General features: G+C 75.6%; 25 protein-coding genes. 12 read left to right on the top strand and 13 right to left on the bottom strand.

Translation table 11 applies throughout. From position 1 onward, the window contains the following. Positions 1 to 134: 134 nt before the first annotated feature. Positions 135 to 974: a thioesterase family protein gene (locus tag ACK586_RS03480; RefSeq protein ID WP_409329056.1), complete on the bottom strand. Its 840-nt coding sequence runs from the start codon at positions 972 to 974 to the stop codon at positions 135 to 137. Between ACK586_RS03480 and ACK586_RS03475 the strand changes: the two genes are divergently transcribed. Both ACK586_RS03475 and ACK586_RS03470 read left to right on the top strand, forming a co-directional pair. Continuing rightward, on the top strand, positions 973 to 1,941 hold the full coding sequence (locus ACK586_RS03475) for an aldo/keto reductase (RefSeq protein WP_409329055.1): 969 nt from the start codon (positions 973 to 975) through the stop codon (positions 1,939 to 1,941). The genes ACK586_RS03480 and ACK586_RS03475 overlap by 2 nt on opposite strands. Before the next feature lie 150 nt (positions 1,942 to 2,091). Next, positions 2,092 to 3,903 carry a peroxidase family protein gene (locus ACK586_RS03470; protein ID WP_409329054.1) on the top strand — a complete coding sequence of 604 codons (1,812 nt, stop codon included), beginning with the start codon at positions 2,092 to 2,094 and terminating at the stop codon, positions 3,901 to 3,903. 6 nt (positions 3,904 to 3,909) lie between these two features. On the opposite strand, the gene thpR is transcribed toward ACK586_RS03470, so the two are convergent. The 5 genes from thpR to ACK586_RS03445 are packed head-to-tail and all read right to left on the bottom strand — an operon-like array spanning position 3,910 to position 8,236. After that, positions 3,910 to 4,458 (bottom strand): RNA 2',3'-cyclic phosphodiesterase, encoded by a 549-nt coding sequence (thpR, locus tag ACK586_RS03465; RefSeq protein WP_409329195.1) that lies wholly within the window; start codon positions 4,456 to 4,458, stop codon positions 3,910 to 3,912. A 20-nt stretch (positions 4,459 to 4,478) separates the two neighbouring features. Continuing rightward, the gene (locus ACK586_RS03460; RefSeq protein ID WP_409329053.1) at positions 4,479 to 4,865 is read right to left on the bottom strand and encodes a hypothetical protein; all 387 of its coding nucleotides are present in this window, start codon (positions 4,863 to 4,865) and stop codon (positions 4,479 to 4,481) included. 49 nt (positions 4,866 to 4,914) lie between these two features. Beyond that, positions 4,915 to 6,210 carry an MFS transporter gene (locus ACK586_RS03455; RefSeq protein ID WP_409329052.1) on the bottom strand — a complete coding sequence of 432 codons (1,296 nt, stop codon included), beginning with the start codon at positions 6,208 to 6,210 and terminating at the stop codon, positions 4,915 to 4,917. Further along, positions 6,207 to 6,641: a MarR family winged helix-turn-helix transcriptional regulator gene (locus ACK586_RS03450; protein WP_409329051.1), complete on the bottom strand. Its 435-nt coding sequence runs from the start codon at positions 6,639 to 6,641 to the stop codon at positions 6,207 to 6,209. Before ACK586_RS03450 ends, ACK586_RS03455 begins: the two co-directional genes overlap by 4 nt. A gap of 59 nt (positions 6,642 to 6,700) precedes the next feature. Next, positions 6,701 to 8,236 carry an NCS2 family permease gene (locus ACK586_RS03445; protein ID WP_409329050.1) on the bottom strand — a complete coding sequence of 512 codons (1,536 nt, stop codon included), beginning with the start codon at positions 8,234 to 8,236 and terminating at the stop codon, positions 6,701 to 6,703. A 103-nt stretch (positions 8,237 to 8,339) separates the two neighbouring features. On the opposite strand from ACK586_RS03445, the gene ACK586_RS03440 reads away from it, so the two are divergent. Next, positions 8,340 to 8,561, top strand: coding sequence for a DUF2530 domain-containing protein (locus tag ACK586_RS03440; RefSeq protein WP_409329049.1), 222 nt, complete (start codon positions 8,340 to 8,342; stop codon positions 8,559 to 8,561). Positions 8,562 to 8,564: 3 nt separating this feature from the next. Here the strand turns inward: ACK586_RS03440 and ACK586_RS03435 are convergent, their stop codons facing one another. Then, a complete protein-coding gene (locus ACK586_RS03435; RefSeq protein WP_409329048.1) occupies positions 8,565 to 9,338 on the bottom strand; it encodes a DUF3027 domain-containing protein in 774 nt (257 codons plus the stop codon). Positions 9,339 to 9,440: 102 nt separating this feature from the next. On the opposite strand from ACK586_RS03435, the gene ACK586_RS03430 reads away from it, so the two are divergent. Both ACK586_RS03430 and ACK586_RS03425 read left to right on the top strand, forming a co-directional pair. Then, positions 9,441 to 11,462: a hypothetical protein gene (locus tag ACK586_RS03430; RefSeq protein ID WP_409329047.1), complete on the top strand. Its 2,022-nt coding sequence runs from the start codon at positions 9,441 to 9,443 to the stop codon at positions 11,460 to 11,462. Continuing rightward, complete coding sequence (locus ACK586_RS03425; protein WP_409329046.1) at positions 11,459 to 11,899, top strand: DUF2771 family protein; 441 nt, start codon at positions 11,459 to 11,461, stop codon at positions 11,897 to 11,899. Before ACK586_RS03430 ends, ACK586_RS03425 begins: the two co-directional genes overlap by 4 nt. Positions 11,900 to 11,992: 93 nt before the next feature. Here ACK586_RS03425 and ACK586_RS25600 read toward each other — a convergent pair whose 3' ends face one another. Together ACK586_RS25600 and ACK586_RS03415 are read right to left on the bottom strand one after the other, a co-directional pair. Beyond that, positions 11,993 to 12,388: a cold-shock protein gene (locus tag ACK586_RS25600; RefSeq protein ID WP_425330367.1), complete on the bottom strand. Its 396-nt coding sequence runs from the start codon at positions 12,386 to 12,388 to the stop codon at positions 11,993 to 11,995. A 78-nt stretch (positions 12,389 to 12,466) separates the two neighbouring features. Next, on the bottom strand, positions 12,467 to 13,060 hold the full coding sequence (locus tag ACK586_RS03415; RefSeq protein ID WP_409329045.1) for a nucleotidyltransferase family protein: 594 nt from the start codon (positions 13,058 to 13,060) through the stop codon (positions 12,467 to 12,469). 71 nt (positions 13,061 to 13,131) lie between these two features. On the opposite strand from ACK586_RS03415, the gene ACK586_RS03410 reads away from it, so the two are divergent. Together ACK586_RS03410 and ACK586_RS03405 are read left to right on the top strand one after the other, a co-directional pair. Next, entirely contained in the window at positions 13,132 to 13,926 is a 795-nt protein-coding gene (locus tag ACK586_RS03410) for an endonuclease/exonuclease/phosphatase family protein (RefSeq protein ID WP_409329044.1), read from the top strand. 19 nt (positions 13,927 to 13,945) lie between these two features. Beyond that, the gene (locus tag ACK586_RS03405; protein WP_409329043.1) at positions 13,946 to 14,257 is read left to right on the top strand and encodes a hypothetical protein; all 312 of its coding nucleotides are present in this window, start codon (positions 13,946 to 13,948) and stop codon (positions 14,255 to 14,257) included. 46 nt (positions 14,258 to 14,303) lie between these two features. Here ACK586_RS03405 and ACK586_RS03400 read toward each other — a convergent pair whose 3' ends face one another. Beyond that, complete coding sequence (locus ACK586_RS03400) at positions 14,304 to 14,540, bottom strand: hypothetical protein (protein WP_409329042.1); 237 nt, start codon at positions 14,538 to 14,540, stop codon at positions 14,304 to 14,306. Positions 14,541 to 14,639: 99 nt separating this feature from the next. After that, entirely contained in the window at positions 14,640 to 15,158 is a 519-nt protein-coding gene (locus ACK586_RS03395; RefSeq protein ID WP_409329041.1) for a hypothetical protein, read from the bottom strand. Between the two features lie 35 nt (positions 15,159 to 15,193). On the opposite strand from ACK586_RS03395, the gene ACK586_RS03390 reads away from it, so the two are divergent. From ACK586_RS03390 to ACK586_RS03375, 4 genes are all read left to right on the top strand, one after another. Continuing rightward, positions 15,194 to 17,446 carry a helicase-associated domain-containing protein gene (locus ACK586_RS03390; RefSeq protein WP_409329040.1) on the top strand — a complete coding sequence of 751 codons (2,253 nt, stop codon included), beginning with the start codon at positions 15,194 to 15,196 and terminating at the stop codon, positions 17,444 to 17,446. A 168-nt stretch (positions 17,447 to 17,614) separates the two neighbouring features. Beyond that, complete coding sequence (locus ACK586_RS03385; RefSeq protein WP_409329039.1) at positions 17,615 to 19,300, top strand: DNA repair helicase XPB; 1,686 nt, start codon at positions 17,615 to 17,617, stop codon at positions 19,298 to 19,300. 178 nt (positions 19,301 to 19,478) lie between these two features. Continuing rightward, on the top strand, positions 19,479 to 19,763 hold the full coding sequence (locus tag ACK586_RS03380) for a hypothetical protein (RefSeq protein ID WP_409329038.1): 285 nt from the start codon (positions 19,479 to 19,481) through the stop codon (positions 19,761 to 19,763). Between the two features lie 202 nt (positions 19,764 to 19,965). Further along, on the top strand, positions 19,966 to 21,753 hold the full coding sequence (locus ACK586_RS03375; RefSeq protein ID WP_409329037.1) for a DEAD/DEAH box helicase: 1,788 nt from the start codon (positions 19,966 to 19,968) through the stop codon (positions 21,751 to 21,753). Positions 21,754 to 21,798: 45 nt separating this feature from the next. Here ACK586_RS03375 and ACK586_RS03370 read toward each other — a convergent pair whose 3' ends face one another. Continuing rightward, positions 21,799 to 22,362: a DUF7282 domain-containing protein gene (locus tag ACK586_RS03370; RefSeq protein WP_409329036.1), complete on the bottom strand. Its 564-nt coding sequence runs from the start codon at positions 22,360 to 22,362 to the stop codon at positions 21,799 to 21,801. A 213-nt stretch (positions 22,363 to 22,575) separates the two neighbouring features. Between ACK586_RS03370 and ACK586_RS03365 the strand changes: the two genes are divergently transcribed. Further along, positions 22,576 to 22,812 carry a DUF6458 family protein gene (locus ACK586_RS03365; protein WP_409329035.1) on the top strand — a complete coding sequence of 79 codons (237 nt, stop codon included), beginning with the start codon at positions 22,576 to 22,578 and terminating at the stop codon, positions 22,810 to 22,812. Positions 22,813 to 23,047: 235 nt separating this feature from the next. Here ACK586_RS03365 and ACK586_RS03360 read toward each other — a convergent pair whose 3' ends face one another. Next, entirely contained in the window at positions 23,048 to 23,899 is an 852-nt protein-coding gene (locus tag ACK586_RS03360) for an LURP-one-related/scramblase family protein (RefSeq protein ID WP_409329034.1), read from the bottom strand. Positions 23,900 to 23,903: the final 4 nt, after the last annotated feature.

The raw sequence follows: 23,903 nt of genomic DNA, 5'->3' as shown, positions 1-23,903 counted from the left end.
CCCCCCCCCCCCCCCCCCCCCCCCCGCCCCCCCCCCCCCCCCCCCCCCCCCCCCCCCCCCCCGCCCCCGCCCCCCCCCCCCCCCCCCCACCCCCCCAGGGCCCCGGGGACGGGCGGGACGGGCGGGACGAGTGGTCAGCGGGGCAGCCGGGCCAGCTGGCGGCTCTGCGCGACCAGGCGGCCGGTGGAGTCCCAGATCCGGCAGTCCTCGTCGGTCCAGCCACCGGAGACCTCGGTGTTGACGTTCTCCACCAGGCACCACCCCGGCGCCGGCAGCGCGCGGACGAGCACCTGCAGCTGCACCGTCGGCGCCCAGCCCATCCGGCCGATCGCGAAGCCCGCCGGCGGCAGCGCGTCGGCGAACACCAGCAGCGCCAGCGGGTCGGGCTCGCGGCCGTCGGCCAGCCGCATCCACGCCCGCAGCCGCGGCTCGGCGGCCGGCCGGCCGGCGACGAAGCCGGCCGTCGCCGGGTCGAACCGGATGTCCAGGCGCTCCACCAGGCCCGGCACCGGCACGCCGGGCGGGCGCAGGGCCGCCGAGCACTCCTCCGGGTCCGGCACGGACGGCATCGCGTTGGCCGTCCAGTCCACCGGCTCCCCGCCCAGCGTGGCGGTCGTGACCTGCGCCGTGAGGGTCGGCCCGGTGCCGGTGGACAGGACGGCGACGCTGTTGGCCAGGGTGCGCCCCGCCGGCCCGGACGTCAGCTGGACGTCGGCCCGGCCCCCCGCCCCGGCCCGCAGGAAGGTGGCCGAGACCGCCACCGGGTGCGGGTGCGGGCTGCCCAGCAGGGCCGCGCGGGCCGCCACCGCCATCAGGTAGCCGCCGTTGAGGATCCCCCCGCCGACCTCCCACCCGGGGTCGAGCTCGGCGACCGCGCCCCCTCCCTCGGCGGCGGTGACTGCGGTGGCACGGTCGAAGGCGCTGTCGAGGTCGTCCTGCGGCACGCCCGACAGGGTGCCAGGGTGCTGATCCATGGAGTACACGCACCTGGGGCGCAGCGGCCTGTCGGTCTCCCGCCTCTGCCTGGGGACCATGAACTTCGGCTGGAAGACCGAGGAGGCCGACTCGCACGCGATCATGGACCGGGCGCTGGCCGAGGGGGTGAACTTCTTCGACACCGCCAACGTCTACGGCTTCGACGCCGGCAAGGGCCGCACCGAGGAGGTCATCGGCTCCTGGTTCGCCCAGGGCGCCGAGCGGCGCGAGAAGACGGTGCTGGCGACCAAGGTCTACGGCGGCATGTCCGACTGGCCGAACGACACCTTCCTGTCCGCGCGCAACATCGTGCGCGCCTGCGAGGCCTCGCTGCGCCGGCTGCAGACCGACTGGATCGACCTGTACCAGTTCCACCACGTGGATCTGGCCACGCCGTGGGAGGAGATCTGGCAGGCCTGCGAGACCCTCGTGGCCCAGGGCAAGGTGCTCTACGTCGGCTCCTCCAACCACGCAGGCTGGCAGCTGGCGACGGCGAACGCGGTGGCCGACCGCCGGGGTTTCCAGGGTCTGGTCAGCGAGCAGTCGCACTACAACCTGCTCACCCGGCTTGCCGAGCTCGAGGTGCTGCCGGCCGCCGAGCACCACGGCATCGGCGTCATCCCGTGGAGCCCGCTGGCCGGGGGCCTGCTCGCGGGGGTGCTGGACGGGTCGTCCGGGGCGCGGCGCCAGGAGGACCGCAACCGGGATCGCATCGAGCGGCACCGCCCCGCGCTGGAGGCCTACGAGCAGCTGTGCCGCGACCTCGGGCACGCCCCCGCCGACGTCGGCGTCGCGTGGCTGCTGCACCGCCCCGGCGTGACGGCGCCGATCGTCGGTCCCCGCACGATGGAGCAGTTCGAGGGCGGGCTCCGCGCGCTGCAGGTCACCCTGGACGAGGCCGCGATGGCACGCCTGGACGAGATCTTCCCGGGCTACCGGGCGGCACCGATGGAGTACGCCTGGTGACGACCCGCTGAACGACCCCCTCGCCACCCCCCTGGCTTGGGGGGCGTCCCCTCCCCCAGCCGGAACCTCCGCCGCCCCACCCGTGCACAGCAGCCTCACAGCCACCAGGGCGACCGGTACCGGGGCCCGCTGTTGGTCTGTGGGGACGACGTGGGCGAACTCGACGGTGGACGCGGTGGTGGCTGCCCCTTCAGCGGCGGTGCGGCGCGGGAGGCCGCCGACCTGCGGCCGGGCCTGTCCCGGCGGTCGGTCCTCGCCGGCCTGACGGGGTTCGCGGCGGCGGGACTGGTCGGGACCGCGGCCGGCCCGGCCTCCGCCGCGCCACCGCGACCCTCCCGGCCGGCCCCGACGCCCGCCCCGGCCCCGGCCCGCCCGCGGGCGACCCGCGGCGCGCACGCCGTCGGCAACCCGCGCGGGAGCGACATCGCGGTGCGCGCGGGCCGCGACGCCGAGGCGCGCTTCGGCGTCATGTTCAAGCGGCTGCCCGCCTTCAGCCCGCCCGACGCGCTGCTCACCCGGCTGGCCGTCCGGATGAACGACGGCAAGGCGCCGCTGAACGACGTCAAGGACAGCGACGTCGCGTTCGACAACCAGGCGATCCCGGCCGGCTACATCTACTTCGGCCAGTTCATCGACCACGACATGACGCTGGACAAGACGCCGCTGACCCAGCAGCAGCAGGACCCGCGGGCGATGATCAACTACGACTCGCCCCGGTTCGACCTCGGCAGCGTCTACGGGAACGGCCCCGCGGTCAGCCCCCAGCTCTACGACCCGGCCCGGCCGGGGTACATGCGGCTGTGGGAGCACGACGGGCTGACCGACCTGCCCCGCGACGACGTGGGTGCGGCGTTCCTCGGCGACCCGCGCAACGACGAGAACCTCATCGTCGCGCAACTGCACGTGGCCTTCCTCAAGCTGCACAACAAGCTGCGCGACGAGGGGCTGACCTTCGAGCAGGCCCAGCAGCAGTGCCGCTGGCACTACCAGTGGCTGATCGTCCACGACTACCTGCCGCGGATCGTCGGCCCGGAACTCGTCGCGAGCCTGCTGCGCCGCCAGGGCAGCGGCCGGATCGAGTTCCTCGGCCGCCTGTACCGGCCGCGCAACCCGCGCCGGCCCTACATGCCGGTCGAGTACTCGGGCGCGGCCTTCCGCTTCGGCCACAGCATGATCCGCGCCGAGTACGAGATGCAGGACGGGCACACCGTCCCGATCTTCGGCCGGGACGGGTACGAGGACCTGCGGGGCAATCGCCCCATCCCGCACGACCTCTGGGTGGACTGGAACTACTTCTTCGACATCCCGGGGATGAGCACCCCCGACGACCGCAACATGTCGCGGAAGATCGACACGCAGCTCTCGCTGCCGCTGTCGACGCTCCCGCCGACCGTCGTCGCCCCCACCGCGGGCGCGATCGTCTCCCTCGCCGAGCGGAACCTGCTGCGCGGCAAGCGGCTGGGGCTCCCCGCCGGCCAGGACGTCGCGGTGGCCATGGGGCTGCGACCGCTGAGCAACGCCGAGCTCGGCCTCACCGAGCGCGAGTGGCAGCGGCAGGGCAAGGCGCCGCTCTGGTACTACGTGCTCAAGGAGGCCGAACTGCTCGGAGGGAGCCGGCTCGGCCCGGTCGGCGGCCGGATCGTCGCCGAGGTGATCCTCGGGCTGCTCGCCTGCGACGCCACCTCCTACTTCACCGCCAACCCGGGCTTCAGCCCCGGTCCGGCCGGCTACGCGATGGGCGACCTGCTGCTGCGGGCCGACGCGATCGACCCACGGGCGTTCGAGGCGGAGGAGCCCGAGCTGCCCGAGGAGCCGGAGGACGAGGTCCCCCACGAGGAGGAGCCGGAGGACGAGGCCCCGCACGAGGAGGAGCCGGAGGACGTCGGCGCCCAGCCGCTGGAGCCGGACGAGACGATCAACCCGCAGGCGACCACCCCCGTGGAGTCGGGCAGCCTGGCCTGAGCCGGGTCAGCGTGATCCGGGCGCCCAGCCGGCCAGCCGGTCGTGCCGCGGTCGCGGCCCGAGGGTGCTGCGGACCAGGGCGACCTCCTCGACCGGCCACCGCGGCCCGCGGTGGCCGGCCAGCCGGTCGGCGAGAGCGCCGTCGGCCGGCCGGCCGGGGCGCCAGCGCCCCAGCGTCAGGTGCGGCCGGAAGGGGCGGTCCTCCACCTCGAGCCGCAGCGAGCGGGCCGCACGGCTCAGGCCGGCCGCCAACGCGATCAGCTCGGGTACGTCGCCGGACAGGCCGGCCCACAGCACCTGCGGACGGCGGGGCGAACCGAAGCGGCCGGCGCCCTCCAGCCGCAGCGTCATGGGCCGGGCCGCGGCGACGACCTCCCCGAGCCGGCCGGTGAGCGGCTCGAGCGCGGCCGGCGGCACGGCACCGAGGAAGAGCAGCGTGAGATGCCAGCGCTCGACGGCCGTCCAGGCGGGCGCACCGGGGGCATCGCGCAGCGGGGCGACCGCCTCGCCGAGGGCGGCGAGCGCGACCTGCGGCGGGGTGACGGCGACGAACAGCCGCAGCGGTCCCGGCGCGCTCAGCGGGGATCCAGGCCGGCGGAGGCCAGCCCCGCCTGCAGGCGTGCGCGCTCGGTGTCCCGGGCCGGGCCGGCCGGGGTGAGGGTCATCGCGTGCGGCACCTCGAGGAGAGCGGCGGCCTCGACGAGGACGTCGTCGTAGGCGGCCTGCAGTCCCCGCCGGCGCGCGACCGGGGCACCGGCCGGGACGAGGGCGAGCTGGTGGGCCAGCCGGCGCAGGTCGGCGGCGACCTGCTGCAGCGGACGGTGCACCGGGTCCTCCGCCCGGCGCCGCCTCGTCCGCAGCCGGACGGTGCCGCAGAACAGCCCGGTGAGCAGGCCCAGCAGCCCGAAGGAGGCCACGAGGGCGGCGGTCAGCAACGCGAGCTGCAGCAGGGCGCCGGCCATGGCGGCCTCCGGGACGGCGGGGTGGGCGTGGCCCGAACGGTACGCCCGCTCAGCCGGCGGCGGCCGTCGTGTGCGCGCCCGCCGCCGGGACGCCGTCCCTCGTGCCGGTCCGCCGTCGCCGGTGCAGCCAGGCCCCGGCCACCAGCCCCGCCACGGCCAGCAGCCCGCCGTTGAGCACGAAGGCCCACGGGGCGCCGAGGTGCTCGGCCACCCAGCCGACCAGCGGGGAGCCCAACGGCAGCCCGCCGGTCAGGCACAGGAAGTACAGGGCCATGACCCGGCCGCGCAGCTGCGGGTCCGCGCCCAGCTGCACGAAGGTGTTGGCCGCGACGGTGAAGGCCATCGCCGCGGCGCCGGTCGGCACGAGCGCGGCGGCGAACCAGGCGTACCCCGGCATGAGCCCGGCGGTCGCGCAGACCAGGCCGAAGACCACCACGGCGCCGACGAGGAAGCCCTCGGTGGGCCGGCTGCTCCGCCGGGCCGACACCAGCGCCCCGGCGAGCGACCCCACGGCGAAGAACGTCGTCAGCAGGCCGAACGCCCCGGCGCCGAGGTCGAACTCCTGGCGGGCCATCAAGGCGATGGTGATCTGCGTGGTCAGCCCGAAGGTGCCCATCAGGAAGGCCAGCACCAGGGCCAGCAGCAGGTCCGGGCGGGACCAGGTGTAGGCCAGCCCGGCGCGCAGCTGCCCCCGCGCCCGGCCCGCGGCCGGGCCGGGGAACAGCTCCTCGCCCCGCATCACCAGCAGGGCGACGACGGTGAACACGAAGCTGGCGGCGTTGACGAGGAACGCGGGGCCGGTGTTGCCCGAGGAGGCCGCGATGAGCAGGCCGGCCACCGCCGGGCCGACCAGCCGCGCTCCGTTGAACACGGTGGAGTTCAGCCCCACGGCGTTGGTCAGCAGCTCCGGGCCGACCATCTCCGAGACGAACGACTGCCGCACCGGCAGGTCGATCGCCGAGACCGAGCCCAGGACCGCCGCGAGGGCGAAGACGTGCCACAGCGCGACCGCACCCGTCGTGACGAGCAGTCCGAGAGCGAGGGCCACCACCCCCATCAGCGACTGGGTGACCACGAGCAGCCGCCGCTTGGGGTACCGGTCGGCGAGGACGCCGCCGTACATGCCCAGCAGCAGGCCCGGCCCGAACTGCAGGGCCGTCACCACCCCGAGGGCGATGCCGCTGTCGTCGGACAGCTGGAGGACCAGCCAGTCCTGGCCGATGCGCTGCATCCACGTGCCGATGAGGCTGACCAGGTTGGCCGAGGCGAACAGCCGGTAGTTGCGCACGCGCAGCGACCGGAACATCCCGTGGGAGGCCCGGGATCCGGTGCCGGTCGCGCTCACCGCGCGGCCAGCTCCTCCATGATGGTCGCGGCCTCCCGCAGCACCGTGCGCTCCTCGTCGGTCAGCTCGCCCAGCTGCCCGGTCAGCCAGGCCTCCCGGGCCTGCGCCTCGGCGGTCAGCAGGTCCTCGGCCGCCGGCGTCAGGCCGATGACGACCTGACGCCCGTCGGTCGGGTGCGGGCTGCGGCTGACCAGCCCCATCCCCTCCAGCGCGACCACGATCCGCGTCATCGACGGCGGCTGGACCCGCTCGTGGCCGGCCAGCTCACCCGGGCTCATCGACCCGTGCCGCTTGAGCGTGGAGAGGGCGGCCAGCTGGGTGAGCGTGACGGAGGTGTCGACCCGCTGGTGGCGCAGCCGGCGGGAGAAGCGCATGACGGCCAACCGCAGGTCGTGGGCGAGCGCCGCGGTGTCCAGGGGCGTCCGGGGCACGATCCGTAGCCTATCTAACGATCGGAGGGACCCTCGCGCCCCACCGAGGGAGCCGGGACCTAGACGAGCTGCTGGATCGGCTCGAGGGCGAAGTAGACGGCGAACAGGACCGCGATCACCCACATCAGCGGGTGGATCTCGCGGCGGCGGCCCACCGCCAGGCGCAGCACCACGAAGCTGATGACGCCGGCGCCGATGCCGTTGGTGATCGAGTAGGTGAACGGCATCAGCGCGATGGTGAGGAAGGCGGGGACGACCAGCGACATGTCGTCCCAGACCAGGTGCCGGATCTGGGTGATCATCAGCGCGCCGACGATGACCAGCGCGGGCGCGGCCGCCTCCGAGGGCACGATCGCCACCAGCGGCGTGAAGAACATCGCGACGAGGAAGAGCAGCCCGGTGACGACGCTGGCCAGCCCGGTCCGGGCGCCGTCGGCCACGCCGGCCGTGCTCTCGATGTAGGTGGTGTTCGACGAGACGCTGCCCGCGCCACCGGCGGCGGCGGCCAGCGAGTCGACCAGCAGCACCGGCTGCGACCTCGGGAGGTTGCGCTTCTCGTCGAGCAGGTCGCCCTCGGCGCCGACGGCGGTCACCGTGCCCACGGTGTCGAAGAAGTCGGCGATCATGATGGAGAAGACGATGAGCAGCGCGGCCAGGATGCCGATCCGCTCGAAGCCGCCGAAGAGCGAGAAGTTCCCGAGCAGCGACAGGTCGGGGCCGGCGACGACGTCGTCGGGCAGCGCCGGCACCTGCAGCGCCCAGCCCCGCGCGTTCTCCCCGGCCTCGGAGAAGCGCGGCCCGATGTCGGCGATCGCCTCGACGACGATCGCGAGCCCCGTCGTCACCACGATGCCGATGAGCAGCGCGCCCTTGACCCGACGGACGACCAGCACGGCCGACAGCAGCAGCCCGACGACGAAGACCAGCATCGGCCAGCCGGCCAGCTGGCCGCCGACGCCGAAGCTGATCAGCGGGTTGCCCGGCCGGATGATGCCGGCGTCGGCCAGGCCGATGATCGTGAGGAAGAAGCCGATGCCGACCGCGATCGCGGTCTTGAGCTGCGCCGGGATGGCCTCGAAGACCGCCTTGCGGAAGCCGGTCAGCACCAACACCGCGATGATCAGGCCCTCGAGCACGACCAGGCCCATGATCTCCGGCCACGACAGCTGCGTGGCCGCGAAGACCGCGACGATGGCGTTGATCCCCAGCCCGGTGGCCAGCGCGAACGGGTACCGGCCGACGACGCCCATGAGGATCGTCAGGGTGCCGGCCAGGAGCGCGGTGACGGCGGCGATCGAGCCGAAGGAGAGCACCGTGCCCTCGACGTCGGCCCCCTGCACCCCGTCGGGGCCCGCGATGCCGGTCAGGATGATGGGGTTGAGCACCACGATGTAGGCCATGGTGAAGAACGTCGTCAGCCCGCCGCGCAGCTCGCGGGCGACCGTCGAGCGCCGGGCGCTGATCTCGAAGTAGCGGTCCAGGCCGTTGCGCGGCCTGATCCGGGGGCCCTCGCTGCGCCGGGGGATGGTCCGCGGCTCGGCCGCGGACACGTCGGCAGGGGTGTCCCCGGAGGCGGGACGGGACTTCTCGGGCATGGCGGATCTCCCCGGGGGTGCGCCGGACGGGCGGCGACAGAGTGCCACACCGGCCGAGCCCCTGGTGACGACCGCCCGGGCAGCGGGAGCCTAGGGTCGAGGTGTGCCCGGACCGACGAAGCAGGCGCCGCCGCCGCTGCGGGTCGACACCGCGCGCGTGGTGCTGGCGGGCATCGGGCTGTGGGGTGTGGCGCTCGTGGTCGTGCTCCTGCTCGGCGACCGGGTCGACCGGGTCTGGACCTGGACCTGCGTGTCCGGCATCGCGCTGGCCCTGGTGGGGCTGGCGATCATGCGCTGGCAGGGCCAGCTCGGCCGTCCCGGCTGACGATCAGTCCGAGAGGACGTCGTACTCCGCGGTGTCGTAGCGCGCGGTGGTGACCACCTCGGTGGCCTCCTGCGCCACGAGCGTCGCCTGGCTGTGCGCACCGCAGCCGTAGTCGACGGTGACGACCCGGCCCTCCGCGGGCGCGTAGGCGTTGCCGCAGGCGCCGGCGGCGTGCCGCAGCGAGCCGGCGAGCGGCAGGAAGAAGCCGCAGGTGCCGCAGGGGCCGGGTGCGTGCCGGGCCATGGACGACCGGGGCCCGAAGTCACCGCCGGTCCAGCGGGCCACGGCCTCGGCGCGGCCCTGCCGGGACATCACCCGCTCGCGGCCCAGGCCGATCTCCCGCGCGACCACCCGCGCCTCCGGGTCGCCGGCGGCGTCGTCGTCGACGGTGTAGGCGGGGACCAGCCGGGGGTCGTCCTCGGTGGAGGGCAGCACGTCGCCGACGGAGAGGTCGCCCGGTCGCAGCCGCTCGTGCCACGGCACCCACGCCGGGGCGAGCAACGCCTGCTCGCCGGGCAGCAGCACCACCTCGTCGACGGTGACGTCGTCCTCGCCGGCCGCACGGGCGACGGTGACCGCCCAGTACCAGCCGACGTAGCCGGGCAGCGTGCTGGCGAAGGAGTGGGTCAGCGCCTCCCCCAGCACGGGGTCGCCGGCGGTCTCCCGCGTCGCCGCGAGGTGCTCCCCGACGACGGCGGGGTCCCCGGCGGTCTCCTCCGCCGCCGCGCGGGCGAGGTCGACGGCGGCGGCCAGGGGGGACGGCGAGGTCTCGGGCACGGCGCCATTGTCGCGCACCGCTCCGCCCGCCCCCCGCGCGCCCGGGCACGCGGCGCCTCCCGCCTTCCCCGGCTGCTCAGCGAGGTGCGGCACCATGGAGCGGTGTCCGCCCCCCCGCCCTCCGGTCCCCGCCGCGGCCTGCTGCGCCGCCGGTCGGCGCCGCCGGTGACGGAGGTGCCGATGGCGGAGACCATGGACACCGCTCCCGTGCAGCGTCCCCGCTCGGCCACCAGGCCCATGCCCGCCGCCGATGCCGTGCCGGCGGACGACACGCCCACCGCCCGGGTACCGGCGCCCGCCGCGACCCGCGAGCAGCGGCCGGCCCCCGCGGCGCGTCTCGGAGGGCCGCCGTCCGCCGCCGCGCCCTACGACGCCCCGCCGGCGTACCCGCCCGCCGCCCGCGGGCCCGCGGCCGATCCGGCGGTCTCCCCACCGGGCGCCTACCCGCCCGCGGCGTACCCACCGGGCGCCTACCCGCCCGCGGCCCACCCGGCGGTCGCCTACCCGCCCGCGGCCTACCCACCCGGCGCCTACCCGCCCGCGGCCTACCCACCCGGCGCCTACCCGCCCGCGGCCTACCCACCGGGCGCCTACCCGCCCGCGGCGTACCCGCCGGTCGCCCATCCGGGGGCAGCCCACCCCGGGGCCGGCTACCCCGGTGCCCCCTACCCGCCGGGCCCTCCGGCGGCCTGGTACCCGGGCCAGCAGCCGCCGGGCCGGCCCGCGGAGGCACCGGACGCGGCCGCGGAGACCGCCGTGCTGCCGGAGGGGGCGCCGCCGACCGGGCCGGCCACCGCCCCGCCCGGGCAACGGGCCACGGTGACCCGCGTGGCCGTCGCCCGGTCCCGCGAGCTGACCGGCGCCGCGGTGCGGCGGGTCCGGGCCGCCAGCCGGGCGAACGGCGCCGGGGAGAGCGGTCTCACCCAGCTGCTGTGGGCCAACGCGCTCCACGCCGCCGGCGACGCGATGATCGCCGTGTCGCTGGCCGGCACCCTCTTCTTCGCGGCGACGGCCGACGCGCAGCGCAGCAACGTGGCCCTGTACCTGCTGGTCACGATGGCGCCGTTCGCGGTCGTCGCCCCGGTCATCGGGCCCCTGCTCGACCGGCTGCAGCGCGGCCGGCGGTGGGCCATGGGGGCGGCCGACCTCGGCCGCGCCGTCCTGGCCCTGGTGATGGCCGCGCACTACGACGACCTCCTCCTCTATCCGGCCGCGCTCGGCGTGCTGGTGCTGTCCAAGGCCCACAACGTGCTGCGCGCCGCGGTCCTGCCGCGCGTGCTGCCCGGCGAGATGTCGCTGACCAGCGCCAACTCCCGGACGTCGGTGTTCGGCCTGCTGACCGCCGCGGTGTTCGGCGGTGCCGGCGCCGGCGTGGCGTGGGCGTTCGGGTTCCAGCCGGAGCTGTGGCTCACCGCCGTCGTCTTCACCGCGGCCGGCGTGCTGGCCGTCCGGCTGCCCGCGCACGTCGACGTCCCGGCCGGCGAGCAGCCCGCCGACGTGCTGACCACCACCCGCCAGTCGACGGTGGGCCGGCGCCGCCGGCAGGTGAGCCCGCACGTGGTGGTGGCGCTGCGGGCCAACTCGGCGCTGCGCGGGCTGGGCGGCTTCCTGACGATCTTCTCGGCGTTCCTGGTGCAGGCCACGGCAGAAGGCTGGGAGGCCACCCTGGCGCTGGGCGGGATCGCCGCCGCGGCCGGCGTGGGCAGCGTGCTGGGCACCGCCGTCGGGTCCCGCCTGCACACGGCCAAACCGGACCAGATGGTGCTGGTCTCCGCCGGGGTCGCCGCCGGGATCACCGTCCTCGCCGCGGTGTTCTTCGGCTTCGTCATGGCGGCCGTGGTCGCCGGCGTCTCGGCGGTCACCAACGCGCTGGGCAAGGTGTCGCTGGACGCGATCATCCAGCGCGAGGTGCCCGATGCGCAGCGCGCCTCCGCCTTCGCCCGCTCGGAGACGATGCTGCAGCTGGCGTGGGTCGTGGGCGGCGCGCTCGGCATCGCCCTGCCGCCGATCGGCTGGCTGGGGTTCACCGTCGCGGCGGCGCTGCTGGTGCTCGCCGTGGGGGTGATCCTGTGGGGGCTGCAGCGCCAGCGGCGCGTCGTGCCGGCCGAGCAGTGGGCACGGTGAGGCCGGCGCTCGCCGGCTCCGCGGCGCTGCTGGTCGCCCTCGCCGGGTGCGGCGGGGGCGAGCCGGACGCACCGCCCCAGGTCCGGGTGACGGTCGGCCCCCAGGACATCCCGGTGCAGCCCTCCCAGTACTGCCTGTCCGGCGAGGGCGAGCGCTACTCGGTCACGCCGCCGATCATCGAGGTGTCCCCCGACTCCCCCATCACGCTCACCGTCCCGGAGCCGGTCGCCGAACGGGGCTGGGGAGTCCAGGTGTTCGACGACCAGCTGGAGGAGGTCATCGGCGAGGTCGACGTCGAGGCCGGTGCGGCGAGCTTCGCCGTCAACAGCTCCGACGTCGTCCCGGCGGGGTTCTACCTCGTGGTCGTCGAGAACGCCGTCCCCGAGTGCGACGGCTTCTCCGGCGCCTGGCCGGTCGGCTTCATCCGCGCGGGATGAGCACGTAAGGCATGCGCCCGACGTGCTCAGCGGTCGGCCCCGTCCAGCGGCTCGTCCCGAGCTCGCGAGGGACGAGGAGGACGGGGTCCTCCCTCAGTGCTCCAGGTCGGTGGCGACGGCGCGGAGCACGGTGCCCACCTTGCGGGCGTGCGCGCGGTCGGGGTGCCGGCCGTGGCGCAGCCCCTCGGAGACGTCGTCGAGGAGCTTGATCAGGTCCTCGATGATCGGCACGAGCTCGTCGGGCTTCTTCCGGGTCGCCGCGGCGTGGGCGGCGGTCACCGACGGCAGCGGGTCCAGGACGCGGACCTGCAGCGCCTGGTCGCCGCGGCGGCCGGCGACGATGCCGAACTCGACGCGCTGCCCCGGCTTGAGCTCCTCGGTGCCCGCGGGCAGGGCGTCCCGGTGCACGAAGACGTCGGGGCCGTCCTCGCGGGAGAGGAAGCCGAAGCCCTTCTCCGGGTTGAACCACTTCACTCTGCCGGTGGGCACGTCGATCCCTCAGTCACGTCGCGGTCGGTCCGGCAGGTCGCCGGGGGCGGCGCGGCACGCGGGCCGCTCCCGCCCAGGTTAGTCGGCCGCCCGCGGGCCCGTCGGGAGGTCGGCCTCGGGGACCTCGACGATGCCGAGCCGGCCCAGCAGGACGAGGAAGACGACGGCGAAGTCGTTCCCCGCGGTGTCGCGGCGGACCCGCGCCCAGTCGACCTGCTCCCGCAGGGCCCGCGCCACCGGCAGCATCCGCGCGAAGTCGCAGTAGTGCTCGTCCAGCGTCATGAGCTTGGTGACGACGACGTCGGTGGCGGCGAGGACCGGCATGTGCACGGAGAGCACCGACCTCACCTCGGCGCGGTCGATCAGGTCGGTCTCCACGGGGTTGCCGCACACCCGCCAGAGGACGTCGACGAACGAGTTGCCCTGCACGACCTTGGTCAGCCAGTCCTCCGCGGGATCGGCCACCTCGAGCCCCGCCTCGGCCAGCACCTTGGCGGCCCGCTCGGACTCGGCGGCCGGCACGAGGAAGTCGGCGTCGTGGTCGGGCTCCGGCGCGCCGCGCACCCACGCGGCGTAGCCGCCGCACAGGGCGAAGGGGACCCCGCCCTCCTTGAGCGCCACGGCGGTGCGCTTGAGCAGGTCGCGGATCTCGTCGCGGTCGTCGGGCAGCACGGCAGCCTGCTACCCGCTCGCGTCCGCCGCACGCACGGTAGCGACGGGCCGCGCCGGGGCATGGCCCGGACGTGCGCATCGCGACCTTCAACATCCTGCACGGACGCTCGCCGGCCGACGGCCGGGTCGACTGCGACCGCCTGGCCGCCGCCGTGAAGGCCCTCGACGCCGACGTGCTGGGGCTGCAGGAGGTGGACCGCGACCAGCCCCGCTCGCTCAACGCGGACCTGACGGCGGTGGCCGCCGAGGCCATGGGCGCCGTCGACTCGCAGTTCGTGGCCGCGCTGGCGGGGACCCCCGGCGGCACCTGGATGGCCGCCACCGGCGACGAGCAGCCGGGATCGGCGAGCTACGGCATCGCCCTGCTGTCGCGGCTTCCCGTGGTGTCCTGGCGGGTGGTGCGGCTGCCGGCCCTCACCACCCGGGTGCCGGTGTGGTTCCGCGGCGACCGGCGGCCGCGCGTGGTGGGGGACGAGCCGCGGGTCGCCGTCGCCGCCGTCCTGGAGGGACCGGACGGGCACCTCACGGTGGCCAACACGCACCTGTCCTTCGTGCCGGGGTGGAACGAGTTCCAGCTCCGCCGGCTGATGCGGTCCCTGGCCGGGACCCGGGAACCGCTGGTCGTGATGGGCGACCTCAACATGGAACCGCGGCAGGCGGCCCGGGTCAGCCGGCTGCGGCCGCTGGCCTCGGCGGCGACGTTCCCCGTCGAGGCGCCCACCCGGCAACTGGACCACCTGCTGGCGCGCGGTCCGATCACCGCAGCCGGGCCGGCCGAGGCGGTGCGACTGCCCCTGTCCGACCACCGCGCGCTGGCCGTGGACTGCCGGTCGGGCCGGGGGGTGGCGGGTCGCGCGGCCGTGTGACCTGGGCGATCATGGGCGCATGGCCGCCCGAGCGCTCAGCGTCGTCGCCACCGTGGTGCGTGTCGTCTGCTCCCTGATCGGAGCGGTCATCCTGCTCCACGCGGTGTTCGTCTTCTTCGAGGCGAACCCGGCCAACGGGCTGGTCGAGTTCGCCCGCACCGTGCGCGAGGACTTCGGCTGGTTCACCCAGGACCTCTTCACGCCCGACGACCCCAAGATCGGCGAGACGATCAACGCGGCGCTGGCCGCGCTGGTCTGGGTCGTGGTCGGGACGATGCTGTCCAAGCTCCTCGTGCGGCTGGCGCCGGCCCCCCGGGCGAAGGCCGGCTGACCAGCCGCACGGCGCCGCTCAGCGCCGCTTCTCGCTCCGGCGCCGCTCAGCGCCGCTTCTTGCGGGGGTCCTCCCCGGCCATCAGGCCGGCCCGGTTCGGCTTGTCGGTGGGGTGGGCGTAGCGCAGCCGCTCCGGCGGCAGCGGGAAGCTGTGGTCCTCACCGAACGGCGACAGCGACCCGGCCATCTCGCTCACCAGCTCGCTCACCGGCGGGCCGGCGTCCTCCGACTGCCCCCAGGTGGGCTCCACCAGGTGCGCCTGCTTGGGGTTGCGCTTGCTCATTCCGCCTCCGAGGTCTGCGTACGCACCCGACGGTGCGCCCGGTCGCGGTCATTCTCGCCGACCGCCCCGCGCCCGTGCACGCGACACCACCCGGGGTGGTCAGCGACGCGGGCGCGGCTCCTGCGCCCCGTAGAGGGTGCCCAGCCCGTCGGCGGTGAACACCCACTCCCCGCCGCCGACCGGCACCGCGCGGACCTCACCGCCGTCCAGCCGCTGCACCGCGCGGGCGCGCCACAGGGTCGTGCTCAACAGCAGCCAGCGCACCGCGTCGTCCCGGTCCCCGCCGTACGGCTCGAAGGACAGCACCGCCGGGCCGCCCGCGCGCAGCACCCCGGGCCGCCACGGCGTGCGGGCCAGCGCCGCGGCCCAGCGCCGGGCGCGCAGCAGCGAGCCGGTGCCGACGGCGACGGCGGCGGGTGCGACGAGCAGCAGGGTGACGACCGCCAGCCCGACGACGGGCAGCCGCCGGCCCGTGCCGTCCACGACGGACGAGACGGCGACGCCGGCGAGCACGGCGAGCACCGCGGCCACCAGCCCGCCGCCGATCCAGCGCACCGCCCCGCCCCGGTAGGCGGCCATCGCCGCGACGGTCGCGGGGTCGTCGGAGGCCGGCTGCACGCGGCCATGGTCGCAGGCGCCGTACCGTGGTCCGGATGCCCGCCGAACGCCCCGCGACCCTCTCGGCCTGGTTGCGCACCCGCAGCGACGCCCAGGTGGCCGCCCTGCTGGCGGCCCGGCCCGACGTCGCGCGGCCCGCGCCGTCGGACGTCGTGGCCCTGGCCAGCCGGCTCGCGGTGCCGGTCTCGGTCGACCGCGCCCTCGACGAGCTGGACGCGGCCACCCTGCAGGTGCTCGACGTCGTCCTGCTCGCACCCACCGACGGCGTCGAGGCGGCCGACCTGCCCGCGGCGCTGCCGCAGGTGCCCGACGAGGTGCTCACCGGCGCGGTCGAGGCGCTGACCACGCGGGCGCTGCTGTGGGGCGACGAGGTGCTGCACGCCCCCGAACCCGTGCGCCGCGCCGTCCGGCACCCGGCCGGTCTCGGCCGGCGGGCGTCCGAGCTGCGGTTGTCCCCGCCGGCCGACCTGGCCGCGGCGCTCGGTGAGCTGGACCGCGACGAGCGCGAGGTGCTCGAGCGGCTGGCCGGCAGCCGGCCCGTGGGACACCTGCCCGACAACGCCGGCGGACCGGCGACGCCGGCTCGCCGGCTGCTGCAGCGGGGCCTGCTGGCCCGCGTCGACGCGCTCAACGTGGAGCTGCCCCGCGAGGTCGGGCTGGCCCTGCGCGGGGAGCTCCCCTACGGCCCGCCGCGGCTGCGGCCCGAGCCGGCGGCGGTGACCGGCGACCCCGCCACCCTGGACCGGCGGGCGGCCGGCGCGGCGCTGGAGGCGGTGGGGCGCGTCGGCGAGCTGCTGGCGCTGCTGGAGGAGGAACCCGCGGGGCTGCTGCGCAGCGGCGGCGTCGCCGTGCGGGACCAGAAGCGGATCGCCCGGGCGCTGCACGTCGACGAGGCCGACGCCGGCTGGCTGCTGGAGCTGGCGCACGCCGCGGGGTTGCTCGACGTCGGCGGGCCGCACCGGGACGAGTGGCTGCCCACCCGGGCCTACGACGTCTGGCGCGAGCAGGACCTGGCCGACCGCTGGGCGACGCTGGCCGCCGGCTGGCTGGACAGCTCCCGGCTCCCCTCGCTGGTGGGGCAGCGCGACGTCGCCGGCAAGGCGGTCAACGCGCTGTCGCCGGACCTCGTCCGGCACACCGCGGCCGGCATCCGCCGCGGCGCGCTCGGCGCGCTCGCGGAGTACCCGCCCGGCTCCGGGCTGCCGGCGGAGGAGCTGGTCGAGCTGCTCCGGTGGCGGACCCCCCGCCGGGCCGACCGGCTGGCACCGGTCCCCGGCATGCTCGGCGAGGCCACGCGGCTCGGCGTGCTGGTCGGCGGCGTGCTGTCGACCGGCGGCCGCGGGCTGCTCACCGCCGGGGAGGACGGCGCCGCCGACGGCATGCGCGGGCTGCTGCCCGAGCCGGTCGACCACGTGCTCGCCCAGCCGGACCTGTCGCTGGTCGCACCCGGCCCGCTGGTCGCCGAGCTGGCCGACACCCTCGCCGTCGTCGCCGACGTCGAGTCCTCCGGCGGGGCGACGGTCTTCCGGGTGTCCGAGGGCAGCGTCCGCCGGGCGCTGGACGCCGGCTGGTCGGCCACGGACCTGCACGACTTCTTCTCCCGGGCCTCGCGGACGCCGGTACCGCAGGCCCTGGACTACCTGGTCGACGACGTCGCCCGCCAGCACGGCCGGCTGCGGGTCGGCGCGATCGAGAGCTACGTGCGCTCCGACGACCACGGGCTGCTCTCCCAGGTCCTCAACGACCGGCGCGCCGCCTCCGCGGAGCTGCGCCGCCTGGCGCCCGGCGTGCTGGTCAGCGGGCTGGGCGCCGACGAGGTGCTCACCGTCCTGCGCGGGGCCGGTTACGCGCCGGCGGGCGAGTCCGCCGGTGGCGCGGTGCTCACCCGGCCCCCGGCGCGGCCGCGGGCCCTGGGCCGCAGGACGACGACGGCGACGACGGCCGCGCCGCGCCCGCTCACCGAGGCCGAGCTCGCCGCGACGGTGCGCGAGATCCGGGCCGGCGACGCCGCGCTGTCGGCCCGCCGCGGCGAGGCGGTGCGCCAGGTGCCCGGGGTGACCACCGCCGGGACGCTGGAGCTGCTGTCCCGGGCGGTCCGCGCGGGGCTGCCGGTGTGGCTGGGGTACGTGGACGCGCAGGGCAGCGGCAGCCAGCGCGTGGTGCAGCCGGTGTCGCTGGGCGGCGGATTCCTGCAGGCCTTCGACGAGGGCCGCGGGGAGACCCGCACCTTCGCCGTCCACCGGATCACCTCGGTGGCCCTGGTCGACGGCGAGGCCCCCACCCCCTGACCCCTCGACGAGATCTGCACAGTCGTCACCATCAGCCGCTGATGCCGTCGAGTGTGCAGATCTCGTGGAAGGTCCGGTCGCGCGGCGGCGTTACCTTGGGGAGCCCGGCGCCCTCCCGCGCGCCTCGCACACGCCCTCCGTACGCCACCCCTGGAGTGAGACGCGCCCGTGAGTGACGGCCCCCTGATCGTCCAGTCGGACAAGACGCTGCTGCTGGAGGTCGACCACCCCCTGGCCAAGGAGTGCCGCGCGGCGATCGCGCCGTTCGCCGAGCTGGAGCGCTCGCCGGAGCACGTGCACACCTACCGGGTCACCCCGCTCGCGCTGTGGAACGCCCGGGCCGCCGGCCACGACGCCGAGCAGGTGGTCGACGCACTGGTGCGCTACTCGCGCTACCCGGTGCCGCACGCGCTGCTGGTCGACGTGGCCGACACGATGGACCGCTTCGGCCGGCTGACGCTGGTGAACAACCCGGTGCACGGGCTGGTGCTGGCCTCGTCGGACCGCGCGGTCCTCGAGGAGGTCATCCGCTCGAAGCGGGTGGCGCCCATGATCGGTGCGCGGATCGACACTGACACGGTCGTCGTCCACCCCTCCGAGCGCGGCCGGCTCAAGCAGGCGCTGCTCAAGGTCGGCTGGCCGGCCGAGGACCTCGCCGGCTACGTCGACGGCCAGGCGCACCCCATCGAGCTGGACCAGTCCGGCTGGCAGCTGCGCGACTACCAGGCCGAGGCGGTCGAGGGCTTCTGGGCCGGCGGCTCCGGCGTCGTCGTCCTCCCCTGCGGCGCGGGCAAGACGCTCGTCGGCGCCGCGGCGATGGCCGAGGCCAAGGCGACCACGCTGATCCTGGTGACCAACACCGTCGCCGGGCGGCAGTGGAAGCGCGAGCTCATCGCCCGCACCTCGCTCACCGAGGAGGAGATCGGCGAGTACTCGGGCGAGCGCAAGGAGATCCGCCCGGTCACCATCGCGACCTACCAGGTCATCACCACCCGCCGGAAGGGCGAGTACCGGCACCTGGACCTGTTCGACGCGCAGGACTGGGGCCTGATCGTCTACGACGAGGTGCACCTGCTGCCCGCGCCGATCTTCCGGCTGACGGCCGACCTGCAGTCCCGTCGCCGGCTCGGCCTCACGGCCACCCTGGTGCGTGAGGACGGCCGGGAGGACGACGTCTTCTCGCTCATCGGCCCCAAGCGGTACGACGCCCCGTGGCGGGACATCGAGGCGCAGGGCTACATCGCGCCGGCCGAGTGCATCGAGGTGCGGGTCAGCCTCGACGACGAGGAGCGCATGACCTACGCCGTCGCCGAGCCCGAGGAGCGGTACCGGATCGCGGCGACCGCGTCGTCGAAGCTGCCGGTGATCCGCCGGGTGCTCGACCGGCACCCCGACGAGCAGAAGCTGGTCATCGGCGCCTACCTCGACCAGCTCGAGGAGCTCGGCCGGGCGCTCGACGCCCCGGTCATCCAGGGCTCGACGACCAACAAGGAGCGGGAGCGCCTGTTCGACGCGTTCCGCACCGGCGAGATCAAGACGCTGGTCGTCTCCAAGGTCGCCAACTTCTCCATCGACCTGCCCGAGGCCGCGGTCGCCGTCCAGGTGTCGGGGACGTTCGGCTCCCGCCAGGAGGAGGCCCAGCGGCTCGGGCGGGTGCTGCGCCCCAAGGCCGACGGCCGGCAGGCCCACTTCTACACGGTGGTCAGCCGCGACACCCTCGACAGCGAGTACGCCGCCCACCGGCAGCGCTTCCTCGCCGAGCAGGGCTACGCCTACACGATCGTCGACGCCGACGACCTGGCCGGCCCCGGCGAGGTCAACGGTCCCGACTGGGTGGACGAGCCCGCCGACTGAGCCGGGCCCTCCCCGGTCGCTGTCACTGTGCAGTCCTCCACCTCATGTCCACGGCATGACGTGGAGGACTGCACATCCCTGGGCTGCTGACGCTCCGAGGGGGCGCGCCCACGGGCGTCCTCGCTGGTGAGCGGCCGTCCCGGATGCCGGAACGCCCGTGCGGTCGTAGCCTGGACCGATGGCCGATCTGTCGGACCTCGTGCGGCGCCGTCTGTGGGAGCTGGACCGCAGCTCCGAGGAGGCGTCCCGGAACTCACGCTGGATCATCCCGCCCCAGGTCGTGGAGCTGCTGAGCCGCCGCGGCCGCAGCTTCATCTCCGAGGGTCTCGCCGGGCCACTGGCCCGCGCCCTCGACGTCACCGAGACCCGGCTGCGCCGCGCCGCCGGGCTGCCGTCGATCCCCGATCCCCGATCCGAGATCGACACCCGCCCCGACCTCCGGGTGGTCGGCCAGGACTCCTGACCGCCCCGCGGGGACGGCTGGGGACGGCGGGACCGGCGGGGCGGGACGGACCGGTCCGCGCGCAGCATGACGCTGGCCACACCCGCCGCCACCCGGACCGTGAACGCCCTGGTCAGGACGCCGTCCGCGCCGCCCATACGCCGGATCCGGCCGGGCGCGCGGGAGGCGGGTGGTTGGGCGTGTCCCGGCCACGGACGGCAGGATGGACCCCGACATGGGGAGTGCAGCACGTGCGGAGGCGGTCGCCCCGCAGAGGACCGGCCGACCGCTCCGGGCGTGGCAGCAGGCCGCGCTCGAGAGGTACGAGGAGCAGTCCCCCAAGGACTTCCTCGTCACCGCGACGCCCGGGGCCGGGAAGACCACCTTCGCCCTGACGCTGGCGGCCCGGCTGCTCGCCCGCCGCGAGGTGGCCCGGGTCGTCGTCGTCGCGCCGACCGACCACCTGCGCCTGCAGTGGGCCGAGGCCGCCGACGCGGTGGGCATCGTGCTCGACCCGAACCTCACCAACGCGGTCGGCCCGGTCCGCGCCGGCACCCAGGGCTACGTGACCACGTACGCGCAGGTGGCCGGCAAGCCGATGCTGCACGCCGCTCGGGCCACCGCGGTGAAGTCGCTGGTCATCCTCGACGAGGTCCACCACGCCGGTGACGGCCTCTCCTGGGGCGAGGCGATCGAGGAGGCCTACGGCATGGCCGCGCGCCGGCTGTGCCTGACGGGGACGCCGTTCCGCACCAAGCCCGACGAGCGCATCCCCTTCGTGCGCTACGAGGAGGACACCTTCGAGGGCGAGGCGGGCGGCCTGGTCAGCCGTGCCGACTACACCTACGGGTACAAGGAGGCGCTGGTCGACAGCGTCGTCCGCCCGGTCGTCTTCGCCGCCTACACCGGCACCTCCCGCTGGCGGAACTCCGCCGGCGAGGTCGTCGCCGCGTCGCTGTCCGAGGCCGGCACCAGGTCCGTGGAGATGCAGGCCTGGCGCACCGCGCTGGACCCCAAGGGCCAGTGGGTGCCGCACGTCATCGCCGCGATGGACGACCGGATCACCCACCTGCGCGAGGAGGGGGGCATGCCCGACGCCGCCGGCCTGATCCTCGCCAGCGACCAGGACGACGCCCGCGCCTACGCCAGGATCGTCCGGCGGGTCACCGGCAAGGCCCCGGAGCTGATCCTCTCCGACGACCCGAAGGCGTCGAAGAAGATCGAGCGCTTCTCCACCGGGTCGGCCCGCATCGCCGTCTGCGTCCGCATGATCTCCGAGGGCGTCGACGTCCCCCGGGCCGCCGTCCTGGCCTGGATGACCTCCTACCGGACGCCGCTCTTCTTCGCCCAGGCCGTGGGCCGCGTGGTCCGGGCCCGGGCGCCGCACGAGTCGGCGACGGTGTTCCTCCCGGCGGTGCGGCCGCTGCTGTCGCTGGCCGCCTCCATGGAGGAGCAGCGCAACCACGTCATGCCGCCGCCGCGCACCCAGCCCGACGAGGAGCTCGAGGCGCTGGACCTGCCGCCGCGGGAGCCGCGCGAGGGCGAGATGAAGCAGTGGGAGGCGCTGGAGGCCGACGCCCGCTTCGCCCACGTGCTGCACAGCGGGACGGCGCACACCGGCGAGGGCTCCGGGGCCGTGGTGCTGGCCCCCGAGGACGACGACTTCCTCGGCATCCCCGGGCTGCTCACCCCGGCGCAGACGGCGGAGCTGCTCGCCAAGCGGGACGACGAGCTGCGGCTGCGCGTCGCGCAGAGCTCCCGCGTGGATGACGGCGACTTCATGATCGTCGAGGACCACCCCGACGAGGACGACGCCGGCCGCTCCTGGCGCGACGCCGCCGAGCTCCGCCGGGAGATCAACCGGCTGGTCAGCCGCGTGTCGGCGAAGACCTCGACGCCGCACGCGGTGGTGCACACGCAGCTGCGCCAGCAGGTCCCCGGTCCGCCGTCGGCGTCGGCATCGGTCGACGTCCTCCGGGCCCGGCGGGAGCGCCTGCGCACGATGCTCTGAGGTCCGGGGCACCGGAGCGGGCGCTCCGGTGCCCCGGCCGCGCGGTCAGGCCAGGCGGTAGTCCGCGTCGTCGTCCACGACGTCGTCGTCGTCAACGTCGTCGTCATCGTCGTCGGGCTCGGGCACGGGCTGGTCGACGGCCGGGTCGAACCGGCCGTCGCCGTCGGTGTCGGCGTGCAGGGTGGCCTGCAGGTCGGTGTCGCGGTCCAGCCGGGGGCCCAGCGGCACCACCACGTCGGTGCTGACGCCGGGGTCGACGGCCGTCCACCCCAGGACCGTGCCGTCGTCGGGCCGGTCGTCGTCGTCCACCGTGACGACGACGAACCCGCCCTGCGGCGCGCTGACCCGGGAGACGACCGCGCCGGCCCCGTCGCCGGACTGGTCGTCGAACTCGAGGTCCGCCGCGGCGTCGCTGCCCGCCGGAGCGCCGTCCGACTGGCCGCCGCCCGCCGTGGGCTGGCTCGTGGGCACGTCCGACGGGCTCGACGGGCCCGGGGCCTCCGTCGCGGAGCCGCCGTCACCGCCGCCGGGGTCGTCGTCGCCCCCGCAGGCGGCCAGGAGCAGGAGGGCGGCGGGCAGGGTCAGCAGGGTCCGGGACGCTCGTGACATGGCTGGGTCCTGCCCGGGACCGTCGATCCCACACCGCAGGCGGCCGAGGCGTCCCGGGGAGCTCCGGGCACGCCCCCTTCGGGTGAACCTCGGCCGGCGCGCGCGTGCGCGCCCCGGCGGGGGGTCATGGACCGGGCGCGGCGCCTGCCGCGGTCCGGCGCACCCCCGGGGACGTCCCCGGCGGGTCCCCGGCCACAGTGGAGGGAGATCCTCATGCGGCTCGGAACGGCGAGCGTGCTCCTCGCCCTCGGCGCCATCCTGACCTTCGCCGTGGAGGTCGACGTCGACGGCCTCGACCTGCGGGTGGTCGGCTGGATCCTCATGGCCGTCGGCGCGCTCGGCATCGTGCTCGAGCTCCTGGTCTGGGGCCCGCGATCCCGCCGCGCCCTGCCGACCGACGCCCCGGGAGGGCCCCCGGCCCACCGGACCACCACGGAGGAGCGGTACTGACCTCCTGACCGACGCGCGCGAGCCCCCGGTCCCGTGCGGGACCGGGGGCTCGGTGCGTCGAGGTCCGGACCGGGCGCTGGTCGCCTCGCGGCGAGAAGCACGACGCGGCTCCAGGCCCCCGACCGAGGTCGGGGCGGTAGTCCGCGAAGGCGGTATCCAATTGGCACCCGGGGACACAGATCGCCCGGTCCGGACACCTCCGAGGCTACCCCGCCGGGCAGGCCGCGACACCCGCTCAGCCGAATCCGCGGGCGTCCTGCTTGAGCGCGGTGTCCACGGTGAGCGCCGAGGCGATGACCATGCTGGCCAGCGGCTCGGGCAGCTTGTAGTGCACCTGGACGACGTACTTGTCGGCGGTCGTGAACAGGGTGCGGGCCAGGCCCTCCCAGTTCTTGGTGATCCGCGCGATCTCGGTGCCGGCCCCGTCGAGGACGGCGAAGTTCCACGCCCGCCAGTTCTCCCCCTGCACCGCCCCGACGACCTGTCCGCCGGCGACCATGTCGAAGCGGATCTTGCCGAACACGTTCGCCTGCACGATCTCCCCGACCGGCGACCCGTCAGGACGCTCGACCACGACCCGCGACCTGACCAGCTTGGCCGGCCGGGTGAGCACGAGGACGACGCCGGTCGCGTCCCGGACCTCGAGCCGGTGGGTCATGTACTGGTCGAGGCTGGAGACGAACCGCGCCGCCTTCTTGAGCCCGCTCTGCCCCACCTGGACGACGGCGCCGATCTGCTGGCCCTGGGCGTCGAGCACCGCGTACTCGTTGGTGAGCTCGATGAGCTTGGTCTTCTGGTTCACCACCAGGACCGGCTGGTCGTACAGCGAGGGGCCGCGGCCGGGCAGCTGCTGCGCGGGCGCCTGCTGCGGCACCGGGGCCTGCGGGGCGGCGGTCCGGGAGTGCGGGCCCTGGGGGTGCGGGCCCTGGGGGTGCGGGGCGGGGGCCGTCGGAGGCGGCGGAGGCGGCGGGGGCGGCGGCGGGGCCTGCTGCTGCAGGTGCTCGGTCCAGCCCTGCCCGTCCCACCAGCGCATGCTGCTGCTGCCGGGGTCGGGATACCAGCCGGGCGGCGGAGGGGGTTGCGTCACGCCC

It is taken from the genome of Trujillonella humicola, from assembly GCF_046233715.1.
Classification (GTDB): domain Bacteria; phylum Actinomycetota; class Actinomycetes; order Mycobacteriales; family Geodermatophilaceae; genus Trujillonella; species Trujillonella humicola.
The sequence above is the reverse complement of the archived record's forward strand: the minus strand, read 5'-3'. Positions and strand labels throughout refer to the sequence as shown.